The sequence below is a fragment of the Levilactobacillus namurensis DSM 19117 genome (assembly GCF_001434785.1).
In the GTDB taxonomy this organism is placed as follows: domain Bacteria; phylum Bacillota; class Bacilli; order Lactobacillales; family Lactobacillaceae; genus Levilactobacillus; species Levilactobacillus namurensis.
Genome location: NZ_AZDT01000001.1, coordinates 47,372 through 71,632, shown reverse-complemented (window position 1 = coordinate 71,632; position 24,261 = coordinate 47,372). Strand labels below are relative to the sequence as shown.

21 protein-coding genes are annotated in these 24,261 nt (G+C 52.7%); 3 read left to right on the top strand and 18 right to left on the bottom strand.

What is annotated here, in order from left to right:
- Positions 1–25: 25 nt before the first annotated feature.
- Positions 26–2,473 (bottom strand): DNA topoisomerase IV subunit A, encoded by a 2,448-nt coding sequence (gene parC, locus FD30_RS00290; protein WP_082604751.1) that lies wholly within the window; start codon positions 2,471–2,473, stop codon positions 26–28.
- A 30-nt stretch (positions 2,474–2,503) separates the two neighbouring features.
- Positions 2,504–4,471 carry a DNA topoisomerase IV subunit B gene (parE, locus tag FD30_RS00285; RefSeq protein WP_024746286.1) on the bottom strand — a complete coding sequence of 656 codons (1,968 nt, stop codon included), beginning with the start codon at positions 4,469–4,471 and terminating at the stop codon, positions 2,504–2,506.
- Between the two features lie 249 nt (positions 4,472–4,720).
- On the opposite strand from parE, the gene plsY reads away from it, so the two are divergent.
- Entirely contained in the window at positions 4,721–5,347 is a 627-nt protein-coding gene (gene plsY, locus FD30_RS00280) for a glycerol-3-phosphate 1-O-acyltransferase PlsY (protein WP_056943426.1), read from the top strand.
- 62 nt (positions 5,348–5,409) lie between these two features.
- Here the strand turns inward: plsY and FD30_RS00275 are convergent, their stop codons facing one another.
- From FD30_RS00275 to FD30_RS00215, 13 genes are all read right to left on the bottom strand, one after another.
- Positions 5,410–6,285, bottom strand: a complete 876-nt coding sequence (locus FD30_RS00275; protein ID WP_056943425.1) for an aldose 1-epimerase family protein — start codon at positions 6,283–6,285, stop codon at positions 5,410–5,412.
- 76 nt (positions 6,286–6,361) lie between these two features.
- Positions 6,362–7,774, bottom strand: a complete 1,413-nt coding sequence (hslU, locus tag FD30_RS00270) for an ATP-dependent protease ATPase subunit HslU (protein ID WP_056943424.1) — start codon at positions 7,772–7,774, stop codon at positions 6,362–6,364.
- Between the two features lie 21 nt (positions 7,775–7,795).
- Entirely contained in the window at positions 7,796–8,338 is a 543-nt protein-coding gene (gene hslV, locus FD30_RS00265; protein ID WP_024746282.1) for an HslVU peptidase proteolytic subunit, read from the bottom strand.
- A 16-nt stretch (positions 8,339–8,354) separates the two neighbouring features.
- Positions 8,355–9,287 carry a tyrosine recombinase XerC gene (gene xerC, locus FD30_RS00260; protein WP_056943423.1) on the bottom strand — a complete coding sequence of 311 codons (933 nt, stop codon included), beginning with the start codon at positions 9,285–9,287 and terminating at the stop codon, positions 8,355–8,357.
- A gap of 114 nt (positions 9,288–9,401) precedes the next feature.
- On the bottom strand, positions 9,402–11,513 hold the full coding sequence (topA, locus tag FD30_RS00255; protein ID WP_056943422.1) for a type I DNA topoisomerase: 2,112 nt from the start codon (positions 11,511–11,513) through the stop codon (positions 9,402–9,404).
- Between the two features lie 133 nt (positions 11,514–11,646).
- Entirely contained in the window at positions 11,647–12,537 is an 891-nt protein-coding gene (gene dprA / locus FD30_RS00250) for a DNA-processing protein DprA (protein ID WP_056943421.1), read from the bottom strand.
- Positions 12,538–12,590: 53 nt separating this feature from the next.
- Positions 12,591–13,370, bottom strand: coding sequence for a ribonuclease HII (locus tag FD30_RS00245; RefSeq protein WP_056943420.1), 780 nt, complete (start codon positions 13,368–13,370; stop codon positions 12,591–12,593).
- Positions 13,351–14,226: a ribosome biogenesis GTPase YlqF gene (gene ylqF, locus FD30_RS00240; RefSeq protein WP_056943419.1), complete on the bottom strand. Its 876-nt coding sequence runs from the start codon at positions 14,224–14,226 to the stop codon at positions 13,351–13,353. The genes FD30_RS00245 and ylqF overlap by 20 nt, the downstream gene beginning before the upstream one ends.
- A gap of 243 nt (positions 14,227–14,469) precedes the next feature.
- On the bottom strand, positions 14,470–15,510 hold the full coding sequence (locus tag FD30_RS00235) for a zinc-binding dehydrogenase (RefSeq protein WP_056943451.1): 1,041 nt from the start codon (positions 15,508–15,510) through the stop codon (positions 14,470–14,472).
- Between the two features lie 457 nt (positions 15,511–15,967).
- The gene (locus FD30_RS00230) at positions 15,968–16,189 is read right to left on the bottom strand and encodes a YozE family protein (protein ID WP_024746274.1); all 222 of its coding nucleotides are present in this window, start codon (positions 16,187–16,189) and stop codon (positions 15,968–15,970) included.
- Positions 16,190–16,200: 11 nt separating this feature from the next.
- On the bottom strand, positions 16,201–16,803 hold the full coding sequence (locus tag FD30_RS00225) for a YpmS family protein (protein WP_056943418.1): 603 nt from the start codon (positions 16,801–16,803) through the stop codon (positions 16,201–16,203).
- 12 nt (positions 16,804–16,815) lie between these two features.
- Positions 16,816–17,742, bottom strand: a complete 927-nt coding sequence (locus tag FD30_RS00220; protein ID WP_056943417.1) for a GDSL-type esterase/lipase family protein — start codon at positions 17,740–17,742, stop codon at positions 16,816–16,818.
- Positions 17,743–17,811: 69 nt separating this feature from the next.
- A complete protein-coding gene (locus FD30_RS00215; protein WP_024746271.1) occupies positions 17,812–18,663 on the bottom strand; it encodes a DegV family protein in 852 nt (283 codons plus the stop codon).
- A gap of 143 nt (positions 18,664–18,806) precedes the next feature.
- Between FD30_RS00215 and trhA the strand changes: the two genes are divergently transcribed.
- Positions 18,807–19,448 carry a PAQR family membrane homeostasis protein TrhA gene (gene trhA / locus FD30_RS00210; RefSeq protein WP_056943416.1) on the top strand — a complete coding sequence of 214 codons (642 nt, stop codon included), beginning with the start codon at positions 18,807–18,809 and terminating at the stop codon, positions 19,446–19,448.
- A 144-nt stretch (positions 19,449–19,592) separates the two neighbouring features.
- Positions 19,593–20,789, top strand: a complete 1,197-nt coding sequence (locus FD30_RS00205; RefSeq protein WP_056943415.1) for a CynX/NimT family MFS transporter — start codon at positions 19,593–19,595, stop codon at positions 20,787–20,789.
- A 91-nt stretch (positions 20,790–20,880) separates the two neighbouring features.
- Here the strand turns inward: FD30_RS00205 and FD30_RS00200 are convergent, their stop codons facing one another.
- From FD30_RS00200 to FD30_RS00190, 3 genes are read right to left on the bottom strand one after another with little or no spacing between them, the layout of a single operon-like run.
- Positions 20,881–21,375, bottom strand: coding sequence for a dihydrofolate reductase (locus FD30_RS00200; RefSeq protein WP_056943414.1), 495 nt, complete (start codon positions 21,373–21,375; stop codon positions 20,881–20,883).
- Positions 21,376–21,389: 14 nt separating this feature from the next.
- On the bottom strand, positions 21,390–22,340 hold the full coding sequence (locus FD30_RS00195) for a thymidylate synthase (RefSeq protein ID WP_056943413.1): 951 nt from the start codon (positions 22,338–22,340) through the stop codon (positions 21,390–21,392).
- 15 nt (positions 22,341–22,355) lie between these two features.
- Positions 22,356–24,260 carry an ABC-F family ATP-binding cassette domain-containing protein gene (locus FD30_RS00190; RefSeq protein WP_056943412.1) on the bottom strand — a complete coding sequence of 635 codons (1,905 nt, stop codon included), beginning with the start codon at positions 24,258–24,260 and terminating at the stop codon, positions 22,356–22,358.
- Between the last annotated feature and the right edge of the window lies 1 nt (position 24,261).

Sequence of the window (24,261 nt, the reverse complement as noted above, 5' to 3'; positions counted from 1 at the left end):
AATCATTAATAAAAAGTAACGCCACCTAACTCAAAACCAGCTCGGTTGGCTTGAGTCGGAGTTGCACCGGCGTCCCCTCACTATCGGTATCCACCACGAATGACCCGTTAGAGTACCGGCCACTCAGGGGATGCTCCGCTGGTAGGATATCGTGCGTTCGCATTCGGTCCGTAATGACTTCCAGTGCCGGATTCCCCGCTGGAATCGTCAAGAAGTCCACGATTCGGTGCGGCTCACGTTTGAGTTCCCGAAGAACCATCACGCCACGCCGTGCTCGACTAGTAACCGGCAGTTCCTTCATCGCTAAGCGCTTAAAGGCTCCCCGTTGCGTCACTAAAGCAATCGTATCGTGATCCGTGACCAGTGCTAAGTTCACCACGACATCATCGTCATGGAGGTTCATTGAACGGGAACCCGTCGTCCGAGCCCCGTTGACGGAGACCTCATCGACGGCATACCGCAAAGCGTAACCGTCCCTGGAAACCAGGAGGATTCCCTGATCTGCGGGTTCTTTGAGATACTTCACCGCCACAACGCGGACTTCTGGCGTCTTCAGCTTTTCATACATCGCCGCCCGACGTTTATAGGTCCGGCCCGGTGTCAGATCAGCAAAGGCCGTCTGCTTGATGTACCCGTCGCTGGTCGCAATCAAGAAGTGCCCCGGTTCCTTTAAGGACTTAAAGGCAAAGGTGGCCACAATCTCTTCATCACTAGCCAACCCAATGGTCTGGGAGATATGCTCCCCAGTCTCCTTCCACTTCACATCCGCAATTTCGTGAACGGGACGGTAGATCAGGTTCCCCTTACTGGTGAACATCATTAGGTGGTCCAACGTGCTGAGCTTCTCCATGAAGATTGGATAGTCTTCATTCTTCAGCCCGTTATCGGCTGGATCAGAAGCCGTGTAGGACCGAATTCCGGAACGTTTAAGGTACCCGTCATGACTGACCATCACGACGACATCTTCATCGGGTACCGTGACCTCCGTCTTGATCTTCAAGTCTTCAATCTGGTCTTCAATCACGGTCCGCCGTGGATTACGGTAAGCCTTCGCCATGGCCTTGAGTTCCTTACGCATGACCGCGTTTAATTCCTTAGGTTCCGCTAAGATCTTATGGTCCTCTTCGATGGCCGCCGCTAACTTATCGGCTTCTGCTTGTAACTGTGTCACGTCGGTGTTGGTCAACCGGTAAAGTTGCAACGCCACAATGGCATCCGCTTGCTTCTGGGAAAAGTCGTAGGCTTGTACCAGGTTATTGCGGGCATCTTGCCGGTTCTTGCTAGCCCGAATCGTCTTGATGACTTGGTCCAGGATCGACAAGGCCTTGATTAACCCCATGACGATGTGTTGCCGGTCTAAAGCCTTCTGTAAGTCGTACTGGGTCCGGCGCGTGATGACGCTTCGCCGGTGTTCGAGGTAGGCGGAAAGAATCGCCTTCAAACCCACGTGTTCTGGTCGTTGATGGTTGATGGCCACCATGTTGAAATTATAGGTGACCTGTAATTCGGTATTTTTGAACAAATAGTTCAAGATTCCCTGTGCATCAGCGTCACGCTTCAACTCAATCGCAATCCGGAGCCCGTCACGGTCGGTCTCATCCCGAATTTCCGCCAACCCTTCGACCTTTTTGCCCAGCCGAATCTCATCGATTTTTTTAACTAGCTGAGCCTTATTGACTTCGTAGGGAATCTCCGTCACGGTAATCTGACTCTTATTCCCCCGAAGCTTCTCAATCGCGGTCTTGGACCGTACCACGATACGTCCTCGTCCGGTCTCATAGGCCTTAACGATTCCGTCTTTTCCTTGAATAATCCCGCCAGTTGGGAAATCCGGCCCCTGTACAAAGCCCATCAGGTCCTCAAGTGTGGCCTTAGGGTGACTGAGCAGGTAGACGGCGGCATCGATTGTTTCGCCTAGGTTGTGCGGCGGGATTTCCGTCGCGTACCCGGCTGAGATCCCGGTGGCACCGTTAACTAACAAGTTAGGGAACCGGGCCGGTAAGACGGTAGGCTCATACTCGGTATCGTCGAAGTTGAGGACCATATCGACCGTGTCCTTATCGATGTCGGCGAGCATTTCACCGGCCAGCTTACTAAGACGGGCTTCGGTGTACCGCATCGCTGCGGCAGGATCGCCGTCCATTGAGCCGTTGTTCCCGTGCATTTCGACTAACGGTTCGCGGACCTTCCAGTCCTGGCTCATCCGGGTCAGGGCTTCGTAGATGGAACTATCCCCATGGGGGTGAAAGTTCCCCATCACGTTACCGACGGACTTCGCCGATTTACGAAAGCCTTTATCGTAGGTGTTACCATCCTTGTTCATCGCAAATAAAATACGACGTTGTACGGGCTTTAAGCCGTCGCGAATATCTGGCAGGGCCCGTTCTTGAATGATGGATTTGGAATACCGGCCGAACCGGTCACCCATGACCTCTTCCAAGGTTAGTTCTTGAATTTTTTGTCCTTCACTCACGAATGTTTAACTCCTTTCACCACGGTCGGGTTATTTCTTTCCCGGGGTTTCCCCGGTCAAAAAGTCTTGGTCTTCGTCTTCCAGCGTAAACTGGACGTTTTGTTCGATCCACTTACGGCGTGGTTCGACCTTATCGCCCATCAGGGTGGTCACCCGGCGTTCCGCCAGAGCCGCATCATCGATCTGTACCCGAATCAGCGTCCGCTTATCCGGATCCATGGTGGTGTCCCAGAGCTGTTCTGCATCCATTTCACCTAACCCCTTGAACCGTTGCAGACTGTAGTTCCGGTTGCCTAACGCCTTAGTCTTATCAACCAGTTCATCGTTAGTCCAAGCATACTCGATCTTAGCCTGTTTCCCGTTGGTCTTGATTCGATACAGAGGCGGCAACGCAATGTAGACCCGACCAGCATCGATCATTGGTCGCATGTACTTGTAAAAGAACGTCAATAAGAGAATCTGAATATGCGCACCATCGTCATCGGCATCGGTCATGATAATGATCTTGTCATAGTTGGCGGAATCGATGTCAAAGTCGGCACCCACGCCCGCACCGATGGTGTAAATCATGGTACTGATTTCTTCGTTCTTCATAATGTCCGGCAGCTTGGCCTTCTCGGTATTCAAGACCTTCCCACGCAATGGCAGGATGGCTTGGAACTTCCGATTCCGGCCCTGCTTAGCCGACCCACCGGCGGAGTCCCCTTCGACTAAGAATAACTCGTTCTTAGCTGAATTTTTGGACTGGGCAGGGGTAAGTTTACCCGATAAGAGGCGCTCGTGACGCTTATGCTTCTTGCCGTTTCGGGTCTCGTCCCGGGCCTTCCGTGCAGCTTCCCGCGCCTGACGTGCCTGGGTCGCCTTGTGGATCAGCATCTTCCCGAAATCCCCGTTTTCCATTAAGAAGTAAGTCAGCTGTTCCGCGACAATCTGGTCAACGATGGTCCGGGCTTCCGGCGTGCCCAACTTTTCCTTGGTTTGACCCTCAAACTGCAACAGGTTTTCGGGGACCCGCAATGAGATCACCGCAGAAAGGCCTTCACGGATATCCGACCCTTCGATGTTTTTATCGCGGTCCTTCAATAAGCCGACCTTCCGTCCGTACTCGTTGAACGCCTTGGTCCAACCACTGCGCATCCCCGCTTCGTGGGTCCCACCGTCCTTAGTCCGCACGTTGTTGACGAAGGATAGCAGGTTTTCAGTATAGCCATCGTTATACTGGGCAGCGACTTCCACTTCGATTCCCGACTTTTTGCCGTCGAAGTACAGAATGTCACCTAGCGTGTCCTTGTCTTCGTTCAGATAACTGACGAACTCCTTGATGCCTTCCTCGTAATGGTAGACTTCTTCGCGTTCTTGTCCTTGGCGTTCGTCCGTTAACGTGATTTTCACGCCTTTCAGGAGAAAAGCGGATTCTCGTAAGCGCTCCGCTAGGGTCCCAAAGTTGTAGACCGTGGTCGTGAAGATTTGGCTATCTGGTTTAAACGTTATCGTGGTCCCGTTATGAGCTCGGGTATTCCCTAACTTCTTAAGGGTGCCCTGTGGCTTTCCACCATCACGGAACTTTTCCTGGTAGCGCACACCGTCCCGTACGATCGTCACAGTCAGCGCACTGGATAACGCGTTTACGACGGACGCACCGACCCCGTGTAACCCACCGGAAGTCTTATAACCGCCTTGGCCGAACTTCCCACCGGCATGGAGGACCGTTAAGATGACTTCGGGCGTCGGAATCCCCGAAGCATGCATCCCCACGGGCATTCCCCGTCCGTGGTCGACCACGGTAATACTATTATCCGGATGAATCGTCACATTAATTTCTTTCCCGTATCCGGCTAGGGCTTCGTCGACCGCGTTATCGACGATTTCGTAGACCAAATGATGTAAGCCCCGGCTGTCGGTCGATCCGATATACATCCCCGGACGTTTACGAACAGCTTCCAACCCCTGCAATACTTGAATGGAGGAGTCGTCATACTTTGGTTTTGCTTTCGCCATGCGTAAATCTCCTTTACTGTTTAATCCTATCTGTGAATAACTTCTAGTTTACGCTAATACGAACATATGTTCAATAGAAGCGACGAAAAGGCGTGCTAGAGGTCTTCATAACTTCATAATCATACCACAGGGAACTAAAAAATGACCAGTTCCCCCAGATAATTGGCGTTCATCAGAAAACATGCTAAAATATAGAGCAGCTTATTTGACGGTTTTAAGCCGTCACCACCAAGAGCGGAGGAATGTGTTTTGAAATTAGTCGGCTTACTTATCCTAGCCTATCTTTTAGGCGCCATTCCCAACGGCGTCTGGATTGGTAAATTCTTCTTTAAGACCGATATTCGCCAAGCCGGTTCCGGTAACATCGGGACCACGAATACTTACCGGGTCCTCGGCCCCTATGCCGGGACCACCGTTATGGTCCTCGACATCGCTAAGGGAACGGTCGCTACGTTACTGCCCACCTGGTTTCACGTAACTACGGGGCTGGGAACCGCGACGCCTTTGCTGTTCGGCCTCTTTGCCATTCTTGGTCACACGGTCTCCGTCTTCGACCACTTTAAGGGGGGCAAGGCCGTCGCCACGTCGGCGGGGATGCTGCTGGCTTACAATCCCATCATGTTCGTGATTGCTGCCGGTCTGTGGGTCAGCCTGATCTACTGGACCAGCATGGTCAGTCTGGCCAGCATGGTCGCCTTCAGCCTGGTCACGGTAATCTCGCTATTCTTCCGAGATCCATACTTGACCGGCATCGCCGTTGTCTTAACGATCTTTGTCTTCTATCGCCACCGGACGAACATCACGCGGATTCGTCAAGGGACCGAGTCCTTAGTCCCGTTCGGCCGCGGTTACCGGCGACACCGAACCAGTAAGTAACTTGAGTCTCACACAGAGGAAAGACCACACCGTTGCGCATCACGACGGTGTGGTCTTTTTCGTTAAAAGTAAGTGATTTGGTACCCGACCTGGGTATCCGCGCCGGGCGCTAACTGGTGAATCGCAACTTTGGTGCGGAGATCACCGGTGGCCTGCACATCGTCGGCCAGGCCCCACCAAGGTTCTAAGCAGACAAACGGCGCTTGCTTAGGGTAAGGTGACCAGATTCCTAGGTACGGTGCGGCGACCGTCAATGCTACCCCGTGGTCGTCCTTAGGCGTACTCAGCATGACCGTTGTCTCGCGATTATTGAGCGTCAAAATCTGGGCGTCATGGTCGAATAGCGTGTGCTTCAACGCCAACGGCTGCGTGAGGTCTAACGGTACCGCGTGTTGCGTGTCACTGTATGGTCCGACTAAGGGGACCCGCTGGTAGACTTGCTTCGGCGCAACGGTTACCTGATAATCCGTAAAGTCGGCTGATGCCTGACCCAGCGGTAAGTTGAAGCCGGGATGGGCTCCAAACGACCACGGCATGGTCTGCGTTCCTTGGTTTTGAATCGTCGCGGCGACCTGTAACCCGTGATCCACTAGGGTGTAGTGCACCGTTAACTTAAACGCAAAGGGATACTTTTCGCGACTCTGCGCATCCGCTTGTAGCTGTAGGGTCAGTGCCGTGGCACTTTGATTAACGACCGTAAACGTCCGGTCCCGGGCAAACCCGTGCTGCGTCATCTGATACGTCTGACCGTCAACCTGATACTGGTTATCCTGCAACCGTCCCACAATGGGAAACAGGAACGGGGCGTGCCGCCCCCAAAACGCCTGATCAGCCTGCCACATGTACTCTAAGTGACTGTCGTTGTCCGTGACGCTGGTCAACTCCGCACCCAATGGATTGATTTTTACCGTTAAATACTGATTCTTTAAAGTGAACATCGCGTACCTCCCATACCCAACTCACGTAAATCCTTATGTAAAAGCGCGTAGGCCACCCCACGCGCTCCATAACCTGTTAAAGAATGTACCGGGAAAGGTCCTTATTTTGAACAATATCCCCGATCTTATCGTTGACGTAACTTTCTGTGATGGTCACGTCGCCGCCACCCATATCGGGTCCTTCGTACAACAGGTCCTCCAAGAGTTTTTCTAGGACCGTCTGTAGGCGCCGAGCCCCAATGTTTTGGTTCTCATGGTTCAGTTCAAAGGCTAACTCGGCGATCCGTTGAATGGCCTCCATGGTGAAGGTCACCTTGATATTGTCGGTCCCAATCAGTGCAATGTATTGCTTGATCAGCGCATTATTGGGCTCCGTTAAGATCCGCACGAAGTCTTCCTTGCTCAGGTCGTTCAATTCGACCCGAATCGGGAACCGACCCTGCAGTTCCGCAATCAAATCACTAGGCTTGGACTCCGCAAACGCCCCGGCCGCGATAAACAGAATGTGGTCGGTATCGATGGTACCGTACTTAGTCTTCACCTGAGTGCCTTCAACGATTGGCAGAATGTCGCGTTGCACCCCTTCACGGGAAACATCCCCGCTGTTTTGGCTACTGCCCTTCGCAATCTTATCGATTTCATCCAAGAAGATGATCCCGGTGTTTTCGGCGCGCTGAATGGCGTCGTGGTTGATGTCAGCATTGTTGACCAACTTCTCAGACTCTTCGGCGATCAGGATCTCCCGGGCTTCGGCGACCGTCACCGTCCGCTTGATGCGCTTCTTGGGCATGATAGACCCTAAGGTATCGTTTAGATCGATCCCCATCTGACCCAACATGTTATTGTCCGTTGCGTTGGCCTGTTGCGGGTCGTCCATCTCGATTTCGACCTTGTGGTTCTCCAGCAACCCTTTATTCAACTGTTCCGTCAACGATAACCGTTCATTACGAATTTCGTCGGTGACTTCTTCTTGTTGGTCTGGTGCTGTTGGCGTCTGGCCGCTTTGCATCTGGGAGAACATCTTCATCATGTTCGCAAAGTCATTGTTACTCGTATCATTTTTCTTCTTGGCCGGTGCGAGCAACTTAACTAATCGCTTGTTCGCCGCCTGAGCAGCATCGTTACGGACGTTCTTGAATTGGTCCTTCTTTTCCATCGTCACGGCCACTTCGACCAGGTCACGGACCATGGATTCAACATCCCGGCCGACGTACCCAACTTCGGTGAACTTGCTGGCTTCGACCTTTGTAAATGGGGCGTGTACGATCTTCGCCAACCGCCGAGCGATTTCGGTTTTCCCGACCCCGGTCGGTCCAATCATCAGCATGTTCTTAGGCGAGATTTCTTCTTGCATGCCCGCATCAAGCTGCATCCGCCGGTACCGGTTGCGCAAGGCAATCGCGATGGCCTTCTTGGCATCGTCCTGACCAATGACGTATTGATTTAAGAGATTTACGATCTCTTTTGGTGTCTTATTAATCGCATCCACGACTAAATTCCTCCATTCGAATTAGAGTTCTTCGGAAATAACGTTTTCGTTGGTGAAGATATCGATCCCACCCGCAATGTGAATGGCACTTTCGGCGATTTCCTTCGCCGTCATGTCAGGTGCGTGGTGGTGTAGGGCCGTGGCTGCCGCTAAGGCGAAGTTGCCCCCGGACCCAATGGCTAAGATATCGTCGTCGGGTGCGATGACTTCACCGGACCCGGAGACTAGTAACATCTCATCCTTATCCATCACGATCAACAGGGCTTCCAACTTTTGTAGGGCTTGGTCCGAACGCCATTGCTTGGCTAATTCGACCGCCGCACGTTGGAGGTTGCCACTGTATTCGTTGAGTTGCGCTTCAAACTTCTCTTCGAGGTTAAAGGCATCCGCCACGCTACCGGCAAAGCCGACCACGACTTTATCGTTATAGATCCGGCGAATCTTGTGGGCGGTTCCCTTCATGATGACCTTTTCTCCCATCGTCACTTGTCCGTCACCCGCCATAGCATTATGGCCGTTATGACGCACAGCACAGATGGTCGTTGCTTCAAATTTTACTGGCATAACCGGATACTCCTTTTTAAGATGGTTTCTGAGTTGACTTTTCCGTGGCTCGTGGGAAGAACTGGCGATAATCACGCTGGAGGTGCTCCCGAGTCACATGGGTATAGATTTGAGTCGTTGACAGACTACTGTGACCTAGCAATTCCTGGACGGACCGGAGATCAGCCCCGCGGTTCAGGAGGTGCGTGGCAAACGTATGCCGCAACATGTGGGGATGAATGTCGGTGGTCAAGCTACTGCGCTTGATGATCTGGTTCAACAGATACGTGACGCCGGCCGTAGTCAGCTGCTGTCCGCGGTAGTTCACGAACACGAACTCGTGGTGTAAATCATGGGCCGTCATCAGTGGCGTCCGAGCCACGGTAAAGTACCGCTGTAAGGCGTCCGCCGCGTAATGGCCAAAGGGCACATACCGCTGCTTGTTGCCTTTTCCAGTGATCAGCATCAACCGGTTCTCAAAGTCGATGGCGCCTAACGTCAGGTTCACGCATTCACTGACCCGCATCCCGGTCCCGTACAAGACTTCTAGCAGTGCCGAATCGCGGGTGGCTAGCGTCTTATCCGGGTTAGCGGCCGCCGCAGTAAATAGCGCGGTCATTTCCCGCTCGTCAAAGAATCGCGGCAAGTGGTCCTGGTGCTTCTTCAACTGAACGTAAGCGAACGGGTCGTCTTGGGCCCACTGGTTACTCATTAAGAAGTGGTAGAACGACCGCATCGTTGACAGCTTACGCGCAATGCTGGTCCGCGCGTAGTGGTGGTCGTACAGATGACTCAAGTAGACCTCCACGTCCAAATGATCGACCTGGTCCCAGGGCTTGGTCCCGCCGTTCTCTGCTAAGAACTGAGAAAACTCACTCAGGTCTTCACGGTAGGCCTTCACCGTCTCCGCTGAGTATTGCCGCTCGCCACGTAGGTACGTCATAAATTCTGCGACGGTTTTATCCGGCATCTAACATCCCTCCCTGCACATCTGTAATGCTAGCAAACGATTTCTAAAAACTCAACTAACTCATCAAACGTAAGGCCTAAAAAGACGCGAGCCGCGGGCTCCCGTCTTTTTAGCTTACTTTTGAGGTGCTTCTTCGTAGTCTCCGTTAGGACAAACAATCTGGCTGCCCCCACGAATCTTCTTTTGAACCAGGTAGTGCCCGTCTTTAGGGCAATCCCGACCAACGGGTTTGTCCCAGGAGACGAAGTCACAGTCTGGGTATCGTGAACAACCGTAAAAGATCCGGTTCTTCTTGGATTTGCGTTCGATGACTTGTCCTTGATGACAGACGGGACAAACCACCCCGATTTCCTTAACGATTGGCTTCGTATTCCGGCAATCTGGGAACCGTGAGCAGGCGTAGAACTTTCCGTAACGGCCCATCTTGATGACCATGGGTGCGCCACAGATGTCACAGTCAAATCCAGCCGGTTCGTCACGAATTTGGATCTTTTCGATGGCGTCTTCGGCGTGAGCCACTTCCGTACTGAACGGCTTATAGAAGTCGTCGACGACCTTGACCCAGTCCTGCTTACCGGCTTCGATTCCGTCCAACTCATCTTCCAGGTCGGCCGTAAAGCCAACGTTCACGATGTCCGGGAAGTAGTCTTTGATAATCTTATCGACGATCTCACCCAACTCGGTAGGCTCGAAGCGCCGACCGACAAGCTTCACGTAATACCGTCGCTGAATCGTATCCAGCGTCGGGGCGTAGGTCGATGGCCGGCCCACACCATTTTCTTCCAAAGCCTTGATCAAGTTGGCTTCAGAATACCGTGCTGGCGGCTGCGTGAAGTGTTGGGCCGGATCCGTCTTGGCCAGGTTGACCGCATCCCCGATCTCCAGGTCTGGTAACAGGTTATCCTTTTCCTTACCGTCCTTGTAGATCTTCAAGAACCCGTCGAACTTCATCTTCGAACCGTTTGCCCGGAACGTGACGCCGTTTTGTTCGATCGTAACCGCCATGGTGTCCATAATGGCGTTAGTCATCTGGCTGGCAACGAACCGGTTCCAGATCAGCTGGTACAACCGGAACTGGTCCTTGTTCAACCGCTCCTTGAGGCTCGCCGGTGTCCGGAAGACGGACGTTGGCCGGATGGCTTCGTGGGCGTCTTGCGCCCCTTCTGGCAACTTTCCCTTGATGGGTTTCGTCGCTGCATACTCAGCACCGTACTTTTCGTGCAGGAAGGTCGACGCTTCATGCTTAGCCAAACTCGAGATTCGCGTCGAGTCGGTCCGCATATAGGTAATCAGCCCCTGGGTCCCTTCCTTCCCTAAGTTGATCCCTTCATACAGCTGTTGGGCAGCCATCATGGTCTTCCGTGTCCGGAAGTTCAGCTTCCGGTTCGCGTCCTGTTGCATGGAACTGGTCGTAAACGGTGGTTGGGGTGAGCGCTTACGTTCTTTACGCACCACGTTGGTGATCGCAAACGGCGCGTTCTTATCGACCTGTTGCAGGATTGCTTGGACCGCAGCGTTATCCTTGAGCCCCTTCTTTTTTCCGTTCAGGCCATAGAAACTAGCCGCAAACTGGGACCGGCCCTTCTTGAAGTCGCCATCGATGGTCCAATACTCTTCCGGTTGAAAGGCCTTGATCTCATTTTCTCGCTGAATGATCAAAGCTAAGGCGATGGACTGTACCCGACCGGCACTAAGTCCCTTCTTAACTTTCTTCCACAGCAAAGGCGAGATCGAATACCCCACTAACCGGTCCAGGATTCGCCGCGCTTGTTGGGCGTTGACCAGGTCCATATCGATAGTCCGGGGCGTCTTGAAGGCTTCCTTGACCGCATCCTTGGTGATTTCGTTGAACGTGACCCGGTTCTTGTCAGTCACATCCAGGTTCAAAAGGTGGGCCAAATGCCATGCAATAGACTCACCTTCCCGGTCAGGGTCAGATGCCAGATAAACAGCCTTAGCCTTCTTGGCTTCGGACCGGAGCCCCTTAATGACGTCACCCTTTCCCCGAATCGAGATGTAATGGGGATCATAGTTGTGTTCAAAATCAATTCCCATCGAACTCTTCGGCAAGTCCCGAACGTGTCCGAGACTAGGAACGACCTTGTAGGTCCGTCCGAGATACTTTTCAATCGTCTTGGCTTTCGCGGGTGATTCCACGATGACCAACTTTTTTTGTGTTTTTTTCCGCTTACGCGGGGTGGTTTTAGTTGTCGCCTTGGTTGGCAATGCGCATTACTCCCTCAAATGGTTAGCTCTTAAGCCCGATAAACCGGGCTTAATGCCAATCACAAACTTATTCTATCGGCGAATTATTAGTTCGCGTAACGCTTCACTATAATCCAACTCATAATATTTCAAGTCAAGGGCGCTTGTCAACTAAAAGTTCTTCTATTATATGTTCGGAATTCAGGATTGGTTTCGCGCCGGCCAAGATTAATTCGTTGGTTCCCACCGAGTTCGGTGCGTCGATGGCGCCCGGTATTGCAAGGACGTTGCGGTTTTCTTGCAAGGCAAAGTTAGCCGTGATCAACGACCCGGACCGTCGTGCCGCTTCGACCACCAATAAACTTTGGGACAACCCAGAAATCACACGATTACGTTCTACGAAGTGAAACTTCGCCGGTCCCGCCGCCCACGGGTACTCCGAAACTACTAATTGTTGGCGGGCCAACTGAGCCATTAACGGTCGATTGACTGCCGGGTAGCACCGTCCCAACCCCGTTCCGACCACCGCAATAGTGGTCCCGTGATGGGCCAATGCCACCTGATGGGCCAGGGTGTCCACCCCCTGAGCCATGCCGGAAACGATGGTCACACCACACTGAACCACGGCCGGCAAGACCGCCTGCATCGCCCGAAAGGCATAGGTGGAGGGATGCCGGGTCCCCACCACGCCTAACTGCGGCGCGGATAAGTGGGCCAGATTCCCCAAGTAAAACAACACGACTGGAGGCTCATAAATTTCTCGCAGGGCCACGGGGTAAGCGGCATCGGCCAGCGTCAAGCACTGACTACGACTGGTATTTAGGGTAAACTGCTGCGTCACCTGGTCGCTGAAGAGTCCTAATTGAATGGCTTGTCGTTGGCGAGCGGTTAAGACGCCGTGTGCCAGCAAGTCCGCCAGTCCGGGATCCGTCAGGCGAGTCACCTGGTGGTCTTGCATCCAACGCCAACAGACGAGAGCCACCTTACGACTCACCCCGGGAGTCAGAACTAGGCGAATCAAAAAATCACGGCAAGTCAGGTGCATTCGCACCACCTCCTAAAAGGGTCTTTAGGATTACTTCCGTGACTCATCTCATTTTATTCGATTTGCATGGCCTTTTTTACCGGTGCGAAACTCTTACGATGAATCGGAGTGATCCCCCGTTCCGCTAATCCGGCCAAGTGTTCAGCCGTTCCATACCCCGCGTTTTGCGCAAAACCGTACCCGGGATACAGCCGATCATAGCTGGCCATCAGATGGTCCCGAAAAACCTTCGCGACGATGCTAGCGGCGGCGACACTAGCGCTCTTGGCATCCCCCTTGATCAACCGGATCTGCGGCAGATCAACCGGGATCTGCATGGCATCCACGATCAGCTCCTGGGGAGCAACGCCCAGTCCCAGCACCGCCCGTTGCATCGCCACCCGGGTCGCCTGGTAAATGTTGAGCTGATCAATCAACTGGGGACTCGCCGCGCCGATGCTCACCGCCTCCGCGCGATCCAAGATAATGGGATATAACCGTTCCCGTTCCTTAGCCGTTAATTGCTTGGAGTCGTTCACTAAGGGAACGTCAAAATCCGGTGGGAGGATCACCGCACAAGTCACCACGGGACCGGCCAAGGGGCCACGGCCCACTTCATCAATGCCGGCGACCCGCTGCCCACGGGACCAGAACGGTCGCTCGTAATGGAGCCGCTCCTGGAAAGCGGCCTCCACCGCGGCTTGCTTTGCCAACCGGCGCTGAATCTGTTGGTAGAGTTGTTGGGCGCCCTTTCGCGGGTCGGTGGCTAACGTCTGGACTAACGGGTCGTCCAAGCGCGTTATCGTGGCTAGTTCGGCTTTTAACTGTGCGAGGCTAGGCCTTTTCCGGGTCATGGTCCGTCGCTTCTTTCTGCGGTGCCCGGTCGAGGGTGAAGCCCCCTAATTTCTGCCGACGCGCATCCAGGATGACCCGTTCGCTGGCCCGCTCATAATCGTCACGCATCCCCAGATTAGCCGTAATCTTCAAGAGGAGATCCACATCACTGAGTTCCCGGTCGGCGGCCGTTAACCGGTAACGCTGTTCCAACTCGGGTAAGTGGTATTGCCGGAAGAAGTGCAACGCAAACAAGGCCACATCGTCCTTGGCGTACAGTTTTTCCTTAATTGCGCCCGTCAAGGCTAATTTCTGGGCGGTCTCTTGGTCCTTAAACTTAGGCCAGAGGATACCGGGCGTGTCTAGCAACTCCAAGTGTTTACTAGAACGTAGCCACTGCTGCCCCTTAGTGACCCCTGGGGTATTCCCGACCTGGGCGGCCCGTCGCTGGACTAAGTGGTTCAGTAGCGTCGACTTGCCCACGTTAGGGACCCCGACCGTCATGGCCCGGACTGGCCGTTCCTTCAGGCCCTTCGCCTTTTCGGCCGCAAGCTTGTCACCCAAGATCTTCAACGCTAAGTTAGTGATCTGCTTAGGCGTGACGTTGGCTCGTGAATCGATGGCAATCGCCGGGATATTCTGCGCACGATAGGCGTTCAGCCACGCTGCCGTCTGCTGGGAATCGGCTAAGTCCTTCTTGGTTAAAATAATCAAATGTGGCTTGTCCCGACTGATCCGACTGACTTCTGGATTACGAGAAGCCGCGGGGATGCGGGCGTCGACAAGTTCAAACACAATGTCAACCAGGTGAACGTTTTCTTCCATCTGGCGAATTGCTTTGGCCATATGGCCAGGAAACCATTGAATGGTACTCATAGGTTGTACTCCTTTATGATCGTTAAGTTTAGTAGCCCAGTGGGCCGTTTTTAGATAAAATTAGGGATAAACGGTTACCAAACGGCGGTTTTGATGGTTGAAGTCTGGTAAATTCGCCAGCACCGCATGGTATTAGTATTCCCATTCTATCATTTTCCATCCCGTTTGCGGTAGTCCTCCTCACAAATCCAAAACGCGTTCGTCTCGAAAGGCGAACGCGTTTCCTAAGATTCATTAAATTAATTAGAGTTCAATCATGGCCTTAATGGTCTTCCGGGCTTGCATATCCTGATAAGCCTGGTTGATGTCTGCTAAGGCATAGGTTTGGGTGAAGACCCGACCTGGGTTGATGTCCCCATCTAAAACAGCCTTTAACAAGAAATGCTTGTCATAGGTTGTGACGGACGCGGAACCCCCGGCAATCGCAATATTTTGCGCAAACGTTGATCCGATGGCATGATCCGTGTAGTGGGGAACCCCCACATAACCAATACGGCCGCCGTTATGCAAGACTCCTAAGGCTTGTTCGAATGACGCACCCGTTCCCACACATTCTAGAGCGGCATCAGCACCCCCACCTAAAATCTCACGGACTTTGGCAATTCCAGTGTCTCCCCGTTCAGCGACGACCGCGCTGGCGCCGGATTGCAACGCCATTTGTTGCCGATCAGCATGGCGACTCATCAGCACAATCTGTGAGGCACCACGCATCTTGGCAGCAATGACCGCACATTGTCCCACAGCACCGTCACCAATCACGACAACCTTATCTCCAGGTTGAACGTTAGCACAGCGTGCAGCGTGGTATCCCGTTGGCATCACATCAGCTAAGGTTAATAATGACTTTAGCATACCATCCGTATAATCTTCTGGTTGTCCCGGGATCTTCACTAAAGCCCAGTTGCCATAGGTGAATCGAATATATTCGGATTGAAACCCGTTCGACCAATTACTACTCCCCGGGTGCCGGTCACAAGTGCCATCGAAACCAGCGCGGCAAGCAGCGCATTCCCCACAACCGTGGGTGAACGGCGCGATGACAAAGTCGCCCGGTTTTACCGTAGTGATGGCGGAACCAACGGCATCGACAATTCCCAGTGCTTCGTGCCCGTCGTTCGTCGAATGTGCAGCTTTCCGGTCTCCCTGCGCATACGCCCACAGATCAGAACCACAAACACAGGTCCGAACGATTTTAATAATCACATCATCGTCAGCCTGTAACGTTGGCTTATCAATATCTTCAACTTCTACTAATCCTGAATGTTCGAAAATCGCAGACTTCATGATCAATCACCCAGACTTCCCGAATTTAACGTTTCAGGAAGCGCTTCCTTTCATCCTGTAAATTAAGTTTAGTTTAACGTCTCGAAAAATGAATCACAAGAAAAACGACTTAGGATAAACGATTCAGTCCAACCACCATTTAACACTTAGACTGGATAACCATTAAATCACACGTTTGCACGCTAACCTGTCGGCTAATCGTTGCCCAATCGTCATTTATCCTCTTCAGTATAGGTGCATTTTTCTGGTAAATAAAATACCTATCACCTATCCCCAACCATAAGTTACACTTATACCGGTTGGGTGAGATGCCCCCTAATTTTCTGGTAAAGACTTCAACTTTTGATATAGTATTCAGTCAGCCTCGATTCGAAACGCTAAATTAGATTGAAACAAACTGACCCCCTAAAGTTGGATTGCGTGTCCAACCTTAGGGGGTCAGTTTATGTTCGTTCATTTACGCCAAGAAGTCCTGGTAGAGCCGCCAAGCGTCGTCAAAGATGGTCATCGAGGGCAGGTAACTGGCATTTTCTTCCAGGTACTTCGAAAGACGCTCGAAGTCCGTTTCTTGCTTGGGAAACGAACTGTCGTAAAACGCATTGTTGGCAAACTCGGCGACCGGATCATAACTCTCCGGATTCCGTTGGGTCATGAGAAACGTGTAAAATGTTTTAATCATGTCAAAACTCCTTAATTCTGTGGAATCCGCGCTTGGAAGACAAACTTGCCCTTACCGGATAAGTCAATCGTCTTCGCCGCGTACGATAACTTCTTCCCGTTACCGATAGCCGTCAAGTGCAGGGTAACCGTGTGCTTCCCGCTATCCACAGCTACCCACTTAGGCAGCGGATAGTTCTTCGCGATGTAGTTCATGACGAAGCTGACCGGTACCGGTAAAGCACCGATGGACAGCTTCTGGGCCGTTAGCTTCACATCCCCCGACGGTAGAACCGTTGGCTGAAACATTAACGAAAAGTTCACGTGCGCCCCTAATACCTGCGTTGAGCCGGTCAACATGGCGTGGTCGGCGACCTGAAAGCGGTACTTCATGGACTGATTAGTCAACGATTTATTGACGTAGTAATCAGCCAGAGCATTAACTTGTTGCTTATTCAACGTCACGTTGATCTTAGTGGTTGCCGTCGTAGCTGGTTGCGCCGTTGCGGCCACTTTAACGGGTCGCATTGCCAGAAAGATGGTGACCAAAAAGCCGACCACGATGACGGCTAGCAACGTCAGAAAGCCCAGTTTCCACCCGTTACGCGGGGTGGGTTGTGTTCCGTGTCGTTGCATCTGCATTCCCCCCTATTTCTTTAACCATTGTTGATGTGCTTGCATTTGAGTATACAACTTCTGGGTCATTAACCGGTACCCTTTCGCATTCGGGTGAAAGTGATCGGCTGGTGATAAGTAATCGTTCAGCTCGTCGTTGACGTCACTGGCCAAAATCTGCTTTTGGAACGTCTCGACGGACAGTTCTCCCGAATTGCTTTCTTGAGCGGCCCGTTTAAGCTTAGCCTGTTGACTGATTGAGCGGTATTGACCGACTGATAAGGGCCGGTCGATATCAACGTAGTATAGGTTCTGATACCTACGAGTCGCCTTGGTCGTGACCTTATTCCAGTCCGTTACGGCGTTGGTAATCTGGGTCACGTTCGCAAAGTACACGTAGATGGGATTGTAGATACTGTAGATAAAAATCGATGCGTGACCATTATACTTGCGAACTGTATTCAGCAGGCTCTCCAATTTCCCCCGGTACGTGTCTTCAGCTTGATCTAATTGCCGATCTAGCTTGGACTGCTGATTGATCATGACATTTTTGGTCAACGTCTGGAGGAGGTCATTGCCGCCCACGGTCAACGTAATGACCTGCGCTTGTTTGACCTGTTGTTGCATCTTGGGACTATCCACTAGTCGCTTTTCGATCTGGTCACTCCGGTCACCCGCGCGACCATAGTTGTGCATGATGACCTTGACCTTATCCTTTTGGTGCACCATCTTCTGGATACGGCTGGTGTACCCTCCGGTCTTGGTTTGGTCACCCACTCCTTGCGTCAACGAATCCCCCAAGGCCACCAGCCGTACCGTTTGTCGGCGGTCATTTTGAGGAACCTTATCCGTCTTCAAGGTTCGCGCGCCGGGGTGCCAGTACGTTAGAAAGGCTAAAGCCACCACGACGATCAATAGGGCGATCCCCAAGACCTTCGAGAGGTTTTTCATTTTTTTCATAATCTTCCCCCCTATACAGAAAAAGCGGTGACGTCGCCACCCCTTTTTCCGTGATTCATCGTCATTTAGTTATTTGGTTGGGTCCGTGTAGTACATTAACGCAAAAGCGCCCGGTCCACCATGGGTCGCAATAATTGGCACCGTTTCACGCACCAGTACCGGCATCCCCGGTAGAAGTTCTTTCAAGTGCGCCTGAATCTTGTCGATACTGTCAAAGGCCTCTACGTGCGAAATCCCAATCGCCTTGATATTCGGCGTCTGCTTGATCTGCTCGTAAACCTTGTCGAAGTACCGGTCGATGGTCTTCATTCCCCGACCCTTGGCCCGGACCTTCAACTGACCGCCGGTAACCTGCAACACGATCTTAATGTTCAACAGTGAGGTCAACATCCCAGCGGCCCGGCCTAACCGGCCCCCCTTAAGGATGTTTTCTAACGTCACGATTCCCATGAATAGGTGGGTATTATCCCGAACTTTAGCGGCCCGTTCCAAAATGGCAGCTTTATCGGCACCTTGAGCGGCCAACTGAGCGGCTTCGATCACTTGGAAAGCTAACGCTTGGTCGGTAAACTGACTATCGACGACCGTAACGTCAGTCTTTGAGAGATTAGCCGCTTGTTCAGCCGCGTGAATGGTCCCACTGATAGCTTCCAACATGGTGAAGCAGATAACACTACTGCCGTCCTCGCCTAATTTGTCAAAAGTCTCCACGAAAGACCCCAGCGGCGGCTGACTAGTCTTAGGTAACGTTTTAGACGTTTTCATTTTATCAATAAATTCTTTGTTGGTGATCGATTCACGTTCCACGTAGATGGTGTCGTCAATCATGACCGTCAACGGAACGATGGTGATGTGATTCTCTTGAATCTGTTGGTCGGTTAACCCGGCAGACGAATCCGTGACGATTTTGATATTAGCCATGGGGATCCCACTCTTTCTGACTAGAAATTTGGTTTATGCTACAATATGCGTAATGAAACATACGGTAATAGTATAGCAGAATTAGCTGGAATTTTCAGCTGAACCCATACAAAACCCGTTAGAAAATAAGGAGGTCGACTTTCTTGGAACCTACCCGTAGTCGGACATATCAAATTGTTAATGAGGTCTTAAACGCCGTGACGCACGGCATTGGTGCGGGGCTCAGCATCGCCGGTTTGGTGATTCTACTGCTCCAAGCCCACGCTAAAGGCGGTGCCATGCGCATCACCACTTTTGCCATCTATGGAGCCATCATGGTGTTGTTCTATCTGGCCTCGACGCTGTTCCATAGCCTGGTCTTCACCCGTGCCAGCCACGTTTTTCAAATTTTTGACCACTGTGCCATCTACCTATTGATTGCCGGAACCTACACCCCCTACACGTTACTGGTCATTGGCGGTGCTCTGGGGTGGACCATGTTCGGGGTGATCTGGGCCATGGCCATTCTGGGAATCATCTACAAAGCCATCTGGCTGGGACAGCATCAGATACTCTCAACGGTCATTTACGTGGTCATGGGCTGGATGTGTCTGCTGGGGATCAAGCCCCTATACACCGGCTTAGGACCCATCGGTTTTAGTCTATTGTTCGCGGGCGGTGTCGCCTTCACCGCGGGCGCCATCCTGTACAGCTTTAAAGGCGTTCCCTTTGGCCACGTGATCTGGCACCTCTTCGTGATGCTGGGGACCGGTCTGATGTACTTTTCAATTTTATTCTACGCTTAACCGTGACCGGGGCTTTCGTCAGGACCGCTGACGGAAGCCTTTTTCATGGGTAGCATTGCAATGCGATAGTTTCCTTAATTAAACCAGCCCCGCTGCCACGACTCTAGTCCGTGCGGGGCCTACTCTAGAAAGAAGTGACGTTCGTTGTCCACCCCTAAAGCTCACAGTCGCTACCTGGTCCTCGGGATGATTCTCGTGGCGGCCAATCTGCGGCTCCCCATCACCATGATGCCCGGTCTCCTTCCCAGTCTGCAGCACGAATTAGGCCTTCCGAGTTCCTTGGCCGGCCTGTTGACCACCATCCCCTTACTGGCCTTTGCCATTGCTTCCCCCTTACTAGCCCGTTGGGGGCAACGTTTCGGTACGGAACTGGTGATTTACGGATCTCTGATTCTAATCGGGCTAGGCAGTTTCTTACGGCTGATCCCCACGGTGGCCTGGCTCTTCGTGGGAACTTCCCTGTTAGGCGTGGGCGTCGCGGGCGGTAACGTCTTGATTCCCGCCATCATCAAGGATGATTTTAGTACCACCATGGACCGGGCTACCACGCAATACACCCTGTCCATGCTGCTAGTTGGGGCCTTGGGGACCGGGGTATCCGGGTTGCTAGCCGCCCGGTGGTCATTGACCTTGGCCATGGCCGTCCTCTCATTGATTGCCCTGGTCAACTTGGTAGTCTGGCTCCCGAACCTGCGTTTCAACCGGCCCGCATCACCGACCACGGCCACCACGGCTACCCATAAAGCAACAGCGCATCCCAGTGTCTGGCGGACGCCTTTAGCGTGGGTCGTCACCGGCTACTTCGGGGTTCAGTCACTGGTCTTTTACGTCCTGATCACCTGGCTACCCGAAATCTTCATGCACCAAGGCCTCTCGGCCGTCACTGCCGGGACGCTGGTCACCGTTATGCAACTCAGTAACCTCCCCATGGCCTACATCGTGCCGATGACGTCTTCGAAGCCTTCCGGGGTAGCTGCCATGTTAGGCGTCACCGGAATCGGCTTAGTTGGTGGCGTCGCTGGTTTCTTGATTCCCCACCTTTCCTTAGGCGTTGCGATTTTCTTAAACGTCTTGATTGGCCTAGCTGCCGGTGCGGCCTTTAACCTGTCCGTGGTCTTCTTTACCCAAAAGACCACCAACGGGGATGAAACGGCCGCGTTATCGGGGATGGCGCAATCGGCCGGCTACCTAGTCGCCGCCGTGGGTCCCGTCATGCTGGGCTGGATTGGTAACGCCTTAGGCTGGTCCTTGGTCGTGGGACTAACGGCCGCATTAAGCGCCCTGATGACGGCTATCGGCTTCGTGATTTGGCGCCACCACACCATCTACGACCGCTACTAATTCAATTAAGATAAACCAAATAAGACGAGAGACTAGTTACTAGCCTCTCGTCTTATTTATCGTGTTTTAGTTAAATTTGGGGGTGTCACCGTTAGTTCTTACGTTGAAACTGTTCGAACGTAAACGGATAGGGATTACGCTCATCCGTTTGACCGATTTGGTGCCCAATCCGGGTAAACTGCGAATAATCGATCTCGGGCATCCAGGTGTCCCCCGGGAAGTCCGCCTGAATCGTGGTCCGGTAGAGTTGATCAACGTCGGGTAAGAGTCCCGCGAACAATTGCGCGCCCCCTACTACGAAGAGCTGTTCCGCCTCATGAGCCCGGGCGTAAGTCCGGACAGCCGTTAGCGAGCCCAAGACCGTGACGTCTGCTGGAAAGTCAGCCGCCGGACGGTGACTGACCACGATATTCTTACGGTGCGGTAACGGCCGTCCAAATGAAGCAAACGTCCGGGCACCCGCAATGATTGTGTGGCCAGTTGTCGTGGTTTTAAAGAAGTGCATATCCGCGGGTAGGTGCCAAGGCAATTGCCCCTGATACCCAATCACGCCGCCGTGGCTCTCCGCCCAAAGGTAGATTAACATCTGATGTCTCCCTCCTAAACGGCTACCGGTGCTTTGATCGCCGGTGCCGGATCGTAGCCGGTTACTTTAATGTCCTTCATCCCGTAGTCGAAGATACTCGACTTCTCCGGATTCAACCACAACTGCGGCGCAGCTTTCGGCGTCCGGGCCAACTGGGTCTTGATCTGAGTAATGTGATTACGATAAATATGCGCATCCCCCAGCGTGTGCACGAAGTCGCCGACCTCCAGGCCCACTTCCTTCGCAATGAGCGACGTTAGGAGCGCGTAGCTGGCGATGTTAAAGGGAACCCCCAGGAAGATGTCGGCACTGCGTTGATACAGCTGACAGCTCAATTTACCGTCATTGACGTAGAATTGGAACAGCGTGTGGCAGGGTGGCAAAGCCATGGACGGGACATCGGCCGGATTCCACGCAGAAACGATCATCCGTCGAGAATCCGGGTGCGTCCGGAGGGTCTGAATCACGTTCGCAATCTGGTCGATAGTTTCCCCGTTGTGACCCTGCCAAGCCCGCCACTGACTGCCGTAGACCAAACCTAGGTCGCCATACACCTTCGCAAAGGCTTCATCGTTGACGATACGGTCGCAGAAAGCCTTCTTCTCAGCCTGGTATTGCTGGTTAAAGTCGGCGTCCACCAGTGACCGCCGCCCAAAATCATGCATATCCGGACCATGGTAGTCTGAACTCTCCACGTACCGCTGGAAGGCCCATTCATCCCAGATGTGATTATGGTGTTGCAGCAGGAAGCGAATATTGGTATCGCCTCGTAGGAACCAGAGTAACTCGGACTTGATTAGGCCAAAGGGGACCTTCTTGGTGGTCAATAACGGGAACCCCTCTTGTAAGTTAAAGCGCATCTGATACCCAAACAAGCTGATGGTTCCCGTTCCCGTCCGGTCTGTCTTGGCGTGACCCTCCGTTAACACGGTTCGTGCTAAATTCAAGTAAGCATCTTCCAACATGATTCCTGTGACCTCCTAGTCTTCCGCGTATTCGCTGAGATATTCCCACCGTGCGACCTTGGTATCTAACTGTTGATCCAAGTCGTCCAGTTGGGCCTGTAAATCAGCTAATTTATCGTAATTATCCCCGTTGGCGTTCATGGCTGCTTGAACGTCAGCCTTCTGGGATTCTAGCTGGTCAATTTCACCTTCGATACCTTCCCACTCTTTTTGCTCAGCGTAGGTCAGCTTGACCTTCTTCTTGGGCTTGTCCGTCGTCTCTGCCGTTGAATCCGGCGCACTAGCCGCCTTAGGCTTAGGACTCTTGGCCTTCTTATTGGCAGGGTGCAGACTAGCCAGATAGTCACTGAACTGACCGGAATACCGTTCGATCTGGCCGTCACCGTCGAAGATCAGAAGCCGATCCGCCACTTTATCCAGGAAGTACCGGTCATGGGAAACCGTGATCACGGTCCCGGCAAATTGCGCAATGTAGTCTTCTAGTACCGTTAACGTGGCAATATCCAAATCATTGGTGGGTTCATCCAGCAACAAGACGTTCGGCTGTTCCATCAATAGCTTGAGTAGGTACAACCGGCGCTTCTCACCCCCGGACAGCTTCCGAATCAACGTACCGTGCATGAACCGGGGGAACAAGAACTGTTCCAATAATTCGGTCACACTCACGGAATTCCCCTGTTTATCGGTCACGTGTTGGCCGACCTCAGAGAGGTAGTTGATCATCCGTTTGTCATCCGGAATCGGTTCAAGCTGTTGGGTGTAGTACGCCATCTTTACGGTTTCACCCACATCGATGATACCGGAGTCAAGGGGCAACTTCCCCGCGATCACGTTGAGCAGGCTGGATTTCCCCGCCCCGTTCTCGCCACTGATCCCGATGCGTTCGCCCCCCTGAATTAGGTCGCTAAAGTCTTTTAGAATCAGGTGATCACCTAATTGTAGGTTAGCGTCCTTTAACTCAATGACCTTCTTACCTAGGCGTTGTTGGCCCAGTGAGATTGAGACGTTTTTTTGAACCTGCCGCGTTCCCTGCTTATCCGCCAGTTCGTGGAACCGGTTGATCCGTGCATTCTGCTTAGTCGACCGGGCCTTAGCACCGGCCTTCATCCAGGCCAATTCCTGTTGATAGAGACGCTGGGACTTCTTGTCCGCTTCAGCCTCTTGGTCAACACGTTCGGCCTTTTCTTGGACGTAGGCTTGGTAGTTCCCTGGGTACTGGTACAACTTTCCGAAATCCAATTCCCAGATCTGGTTGGCCACTTGGTCCAAGAAGTACCGGTCATGCGTTACGACCAATAAAGCGCCCTTATAGGCTGCCAGATACTGTTGGAGCCACGCGATTGAGTCAAAGTCCAAGTGGTTGGTCGGTTCATCGAGGAGCAACAGGTCGGGTGACTGGATCAAGACTTGTGCCAAGCCAACCCGCTTAGCCTGTCCCCCGGACAACGTTTTAATCGGTTGAGCCAAGTCGGTGATCTTCAGCTGCGTCAAGATCGTCTTCACGTCGCTTTCAGCGGTCCAAGCGTCCTCTTCGTTCATCTGCGTCTCGGCGTCTAAATACCGCTTCTCGGCCTTAGGATCTTCAGGATGTTGTCCGTATGCCGTCAGTGCCGCTTCATAGCGCCGAATCGTGACGAAGACGGACTGGTCGCCGGAGAAAATGGCGTCCATAACCGTCAAGTTCTCGTCTAACGCTGGCTTTTGGGTCAGATAACCAATCGTATAATCTTTAGGCGTCGTCAACGTTCCCGTCTGCTCATTGCTGATTCCCGCTAAGGTATTCAACAAGGACGTCTTACCGCTCCCGTTCACGCCAATCAACCCGATACGGTCGCGCTCATTAATGATAAAGTTTAAGTCTTCGAAGAGGGTCTTCTCTCCGTAAGTTCGGTGTAAATGTTCCGCACGTAATGTTTGCATA

Bases quoted from the DNA above. Each gene is read 5' to 3' on its own strand.
- parE (WP_024746286.1), bottom strand. From the start codon at position 4,471: ATGGCGAAAGCAAAACCAAAGTATGACGACTCCTCCATTCAAGTATTG.
- FD30_RS00275 (WP_056943425.1), bottom strand. From the start codon at position 6,285: ATGTTCACTTTAAAGAATCAGTATTTAACGGTAAAAATCAATCCATTG.
- hslV (WP_024746282.1), bottom strand. From the start codon at position 8,338: ATGCCAGTAAAATTTGAAGCAACGACCATCTGTGCTGTGCGTCATAAC.
- xerC (WP_056943423.1), bottom strand. From the start codon at position 9,287: ATGCCGGATAAAACCGTCGCAGAATTTATGACGTACCTACGTGGCGAG.
- dprA (WP_056943421.1), bottom strand. From the start codon at position 12,537: ATGCACCTGACTTGCCGTGATTTTTTGATTCGCCTAGTTCTGACTCCC.
- FD30_RS00245 (WP_056943420.1), bottom strand. From the start codon at position 13,370: ATGACCCGGAAAAGGCCTAGCCTCGCACAGTTAAAAGCCGAACTAGCC.
- ylqF (WP_056943419.1), bottom strand. From the start codon at position 14,226: ATGAGTACCATTCAATGGTTTCCTGGCCATATGGCCAAAGCAATTCGC.
- FD30_RS00235 (WP_056943451.1), bottom strand. From the start codon at position 15,510: ATGAAGTCTGCGATTTTCGAACATTCAGGATTAGTAGAAGTTGAAGAT.
- FD30_RS00230 (WP_024746274.1), bottom strand. From the start codon at position 16,189: ATGATTAAAACATTTTACACGTTTCTCATGACCCAACGGAATCCGGAG.
- FD30_RS00225 (WP_056943418.1), bottom strand. From the start codon at position 16,803: ATGCAACGACACGGAACACAACCCACCCCGCGTAACGGGTGGAAACTG.
- FD30_RS00220 (WP_056943417.1), bottom strand. From the start codon at position 17,742: ATGAAAAAAATGAAAAACCTCTCGAAGGTCTTGGGGATCGCCCTATTG.
- FD30_RS00215 (WP_024746271.1), bottom strand. From the start codon at position 18,663: ATGGCTAATATCAAAATCGTCACGGATTCGTCTGCCGGGTTAACCGAC.
- FD30_RS00200 (WP_056943414.1), bottom strand. From the start codon at position 21,375: ATGTTAATCTACCTTTGGGCGGAGAGCCACGGCGGCGTGATTGGGTAT.
- FD30_RS00195 (WP_056943413.1), bottom strand. From the start codon at position 22,340: ATGTTGGAAGATGCTTACTTGAATTTAGCACGAACCGTGTTAACGGAG.
- FD30_RS00190 (WP_056943412.1), bottom strand. From the start codon at position 24,260: ATGCAAACATTACGTGCGGAACATTTACACCGAACTTACGGAGAGAAG.